Consider the following 3,870-nt stretch of genomic DNA (forward strand, 5'->3'; position numbering starts at 1 on the left):
CTATCCTAGTATTCCTCATGATGGTCTTAAAGAATGTATTAGAAAGAAAATTAAAGATAAAGATTTTCTAATTATTCTTGATGAAATTATTGATTCTACTGATAGTATTCGTAATACTTCTTCTAAATTAACTGGAAAAAATGGTATTGGAGTTCCTATTGGTAATTATCTATCTCAATATTTTGCTAATCTTTATCTTAGTGAACTTGACCATTTATGTAAAGAAGAACTTAAATGTAAGTTTTATTATCGTTATGCAGATGATATAGTTATATTAAGTAATGATAAAGATTTTCTTCATAAAGTTCTTATTTATATTAAGTTATATGTTAATACTATTGGATTAAAGGTTAAAGATAATTATCAAATATATCCTGTTGATAGTAGAGGAATAAATTTTGTTGGTTATGTATTTTATCATACTCATACTCTTATTAGAAAATCTATTAAATATAAAATTATAAGACTAGTAAATAGTTATTTAAATAGAGAAATTGATAAAAAAGAATTTAAAGTTAGAATGTGTGCTTATTATGGATGGCTTAAACACGCTAATGCTAAAAATCTTCTTTATAAAATTCAAAGTCTTACAGGTGTTAGATATTCTAATTGGAATGGCAAAAGAACTAATATTGCTAAATATTATGGTAAATACGTTAGAATAATTCAAGTTATTAATTATGCTAAGTATTTTAGAATTAATTTTATTAGAAATGGTAAAGCTTATTATGCTGATAGTAGAGATAAAACTCTATTTTATTCTATACATAGACTTAATCATTTTCCTATTAATTTTAAAATTACTAAATATGATTGGCGTATTTATGTTAAAAATAGAAAAGAAAATGTCAAACCTCAAACATAATATATTATGACTAAAGATAAACTTAAAGATGATATTATTAGAACTATATGCTGTTTAAATAGTGATATATCTAATAAAGATAGAGAACTTCTAATTAAATTATTAAATTCTATTGTTGATTATACTAATAATACTGAACTTGAACAAGAACTTGCTCAACTTCAACAAAAATATAATGAATTAGTTACAAATATTAATAAAGTAGAAAAATTAGCTAATGAAACAAAAACGAGTCATAATTATTTATATGCTGATATTAATAATAATCTTAAGCCTAAAATAAATAGTATTGATGAAAGAGTAACTGCATTAGAAAATTCAAGTCAATCTTAATATGGCTAGTCTTAATCAATTAGTTAGTGAATTTGCTCATGCTGTTGGCAATCCTAATAGTATTCCTCTTAGACGTAATCTTCGATATGCTATTCTTCATGGTCGTAATGAACTAATTCGTAAAAGTTATGAAAATCATAAATATGTTGATAAAGGTTTGCAACAACGTATTCGTGTTTCTATTGTTAATGTTCCTGATGGTGATTTATATAATAGTCAAACTCTTGGACTTCCTGCAATTAAACGTACTAAACAAGAAGTTCCAAAACCAGTTAGACTTATTAATAACTTACCTTTCCAATCAATTAGAACTACCGGACATACTGGGATAGAAATACCATTTGCAAAAGAAGCTAGTGCTAAGTTTTATCATTATCTTGCAGGTATGTGTAATCTTCCTGTTTATGATTATATTAATGGTTATATTTATTTCTTTAGTAATAATAAAGATTGGTTTCAAAATATAGGTTCTATTATTATTGAATCTCCATTTGAAATTCCTTATCTTGTTCCTACTGAAACTGTCGAAAAAGCTAAAGATGTAAATTATGACCCTATTGACGATGAGGCTAAATACGATGATGATGAATTTCTTATTCCTGAAGATATGATTGGAGCTCTTAAAGAGATTGTATTTAAACGTAATCTTATTGAAGTTCCTCGTCAAACAAATGAAACTCCTATTGATAATTTTGTAACTAGATAAATTATGATTAAAGATATAGATATTAGTCATTATTATAAAAAGTTTATTGAAACTTCTAATGACGATATGGCAAAATATAATAAAGAACTTGAACTTATAAATAAGATGAAAGCTGATTGTCGTGCTTATATTAAAAGTAAAAATCAAGTTATTAAAGATGATTTAAAAATTAATCTTAATGAATATGGGTTTCAATTTCTTAATGATAATGTTGAATTAATTAATAAGTTAGAGCAATTAATTAATAATCAACTTAGTTATACAGTTGGAGAAAGACGTATTGTTCTTCTCCAACTTTTGCGTTATTGTAATTTAGCTAAAAAAGCAAATGATTATATTATTGCTCTTAAACTTGCTACAAGACGTTCTGAATTAAGTCTTTCTGATTATAAAAAGTATATTCATAGGTATTATAGCTATGGTGTTCATAAATGTGTTCTTGAAGGTTATGCTTATCATTTTAAATATGAGATTGGTGATTTAGTTATTAATTTTTGGAGATATAGAGATAAACCTAGAGATACTTATGTTGATTGGAACGCTACTAGACTTAAGAAACAAGAAATTATTGATGCTGGTCTTAAACCTTATGATAAAGAAGAAGCAGAGATATATAAAATTCGTGGACTTAAATATGATGGTATTCCTTATGTAGTTTATAAAACTAATAAAGAGTTTTATGAAATACAACTTATTAATAATGGAACTCATAGTTATAGTGCTATTAAATTTAAGTATGCTAATTATATTAATAGAGAGCTTCGTGGTAAAGATGCTAAACAACTTAATTCTGAATGTAAAACTGTTGATGATATTTTTAATCTTAAACTAGGATTAAGAAGTAAACTTCTTGTTTATCTTGAACGAGAACCTAATGCTCCATTTAAATATATTAGAAATGTTAATCAACAAAAGTATGAACGTGGAGCACATAATAATGGTAATAAAACTAGATATAAAAACTAATATTATGGCAAATAATAAAACGATTACGATAGAACATATTATTGGTAAACTTGATAATGATTTCAATCCAGATAATAGTGATTGGATTCCTAGAGTTCCTGCTTGGTGTGTTGATGCTATGAATGAACTTAAAGTTCTTCGTAAAGTTGATAAGAAAATGAAACTAACCGTCATTAATAAGATAGCTAAAAGTAAATGTTGTCTTATTGATGACGGTCTTAAAGTATATGATAGTAATGGTTGTGAAGTACCTAGAGCTGATAGTAGTAAGTATAGATGTGGTGATACTGAATCTGCTCCATCCTCTACGGGGGGTCAAGCGGAGGACGAAAGTCCGGAGCGTGCTACTAATAAAGACTATCTTGGTATGCCTGATGATTGTTGTCCTAATGGTTCTAGAACTAGAGAGGTTATTGATACTGGTAAAGTAGGATGTAATCCTGTTGTTTATACACTTCATAATAATACTGAATGTCCTAGATGCCAACATGAAGTACATTCTCATTGTCAGACCCCCCGTGGAGGATATGATAAGTCAAATCATAATTATATTCTTATTGGAGGTAATACTATTGAACTTAATTTTAATGATACTTGTATAACAGTTGTTTATAAAGATATTGAAACTCAATATAGTGATAATTATCATTGTGAAGTTCCTGTTATACCTGCTAATGGTAAATTAATTCAAGGTCTTGCTTATTATTGTATGGCTCGTATGCTTATGAGAGGATATAAACATCCTGTGTTTAATCTTTCTGCTAGTCAATATGGAACTAATCCTTTCTATCTCTGGGAAAGTATGAAGAAAGATATTAAGACTAGTATTTTATTAGATGAACAAAGTGATGATGATAGTGGTTGGAATGAGTTCTTTTATAACTTTACTTTTCCTAAATAATTATGAATATACAAAAGAAACTTAGTCTTAATAAACATCCTGGCGATTGCGTTCCTTATTCATTAGTTGCTGCTAAAAATGTTAAAGTAAGTAATGATG

General features: G+C 26.9%; 5 protein-coding genes. All 5 read left to right on the forward strand.

What is annotated here, in order from left to right; translation table 11 throughout:
- The coding region (locus tag DXN04_RS34230) for an RNA-directed DNA polymerase (protein WP_147320169.1) at nt 1-865 on the forward strand (865 nt) is incomplete at its 5' end.
- A gap of 6 nt (nt 866-871) precedes the next feature.
- Nucleotides 872-1,198: a hypothetical protein gene (locus tag DXN04_RS34235; protein ID WP_116857919.1), complete on the forward strand. Its 327-nt coding sequence runs from the start codon at nt 872-874 to the stop codon at nt 1,196-1,198.
- 1 nt (nt 1,199) lies between these two features.
- Nucleotides 1,200-1,904 carry a hypothetical protein gene (locus DXN04_RS34240; RefSeq protein ID WP_116857920.1) on the forward strand — a complete coding sequence of 235 codons (705 nt, stop codon included), beginning with the start codon at nt 1,200-1,202 and terminating at the stop codon, nt 1,902-1,904.
- Between the two features lie 3 nt (nt 1,905-1,907).
- Nucleotides 1,908-2,870: a hypothetical protein gene (locus tag DXN04_RS34245; RefSeq protein WP_116857921.1), complete on the forward strand. Its 963-nt coding sequence runs from the start codon at nt 1,908-1,910 to the stop codon at nt 2,868-2,870.
- A gap of 4 nt (nt 2,871-2,874) precedes the next feature.
- Nucleotides 2,875-3,771: a hypothetical protein gene (locus DXN04_RS34250; protein WP_147320170.1), complete on the forward strand. Its 897-nt coding sequence runs from the start codon at nt 2,875-2,877 to the stop codon at nt 3,769-3,771.
- The last annotated feature ends 99 nt before the right edge of the window (nt 3,772-3,870 follow it).

Source organism: Chitinophaga silvisoli (assembly GCF_003412465.1).
In the GTDB taxonomy this organism is placed as follows: domain Bacteria; phylum Bacteroidota; class Bacteroidia; order Chitinophagales; family Chitinophagaceae; genus Chitinophaga; species Chitinophaga silvisoli.

What these genes read in the sequence shown, in the direction of transcription:
- DXN04_RS34235 (WP_116857919.1), top strand. Translation starts at nt 872, where the DNA reads ATGACTAAAGATAAACTTAAAGATGATATTATTAGAACTATATGCTGT.
- DXN04_RS34240 (WP_116857920.1), top strand. Translation starts at nt 1,200, where the DNA reads ATGGCTAGTCTTAATCAATTAGTTAGTGAATTTGCTCATGCTGTTGGC.
- DXN04_RS34245 (WP_116857921.1), top strand. Translation starts at nt 1,908, where the DNA reads ATGATTAAAGATATAGATATTAGTCATTATTATAAAAAGTTTATTGAA.
- DXN04_RS34250 (WP_147320170.1), top strand. Translation starts at nt 2,875, where the DNA reads ATGGCAAATAATAAAACGATTACGATAGAACATATTATTGGTAAACTT.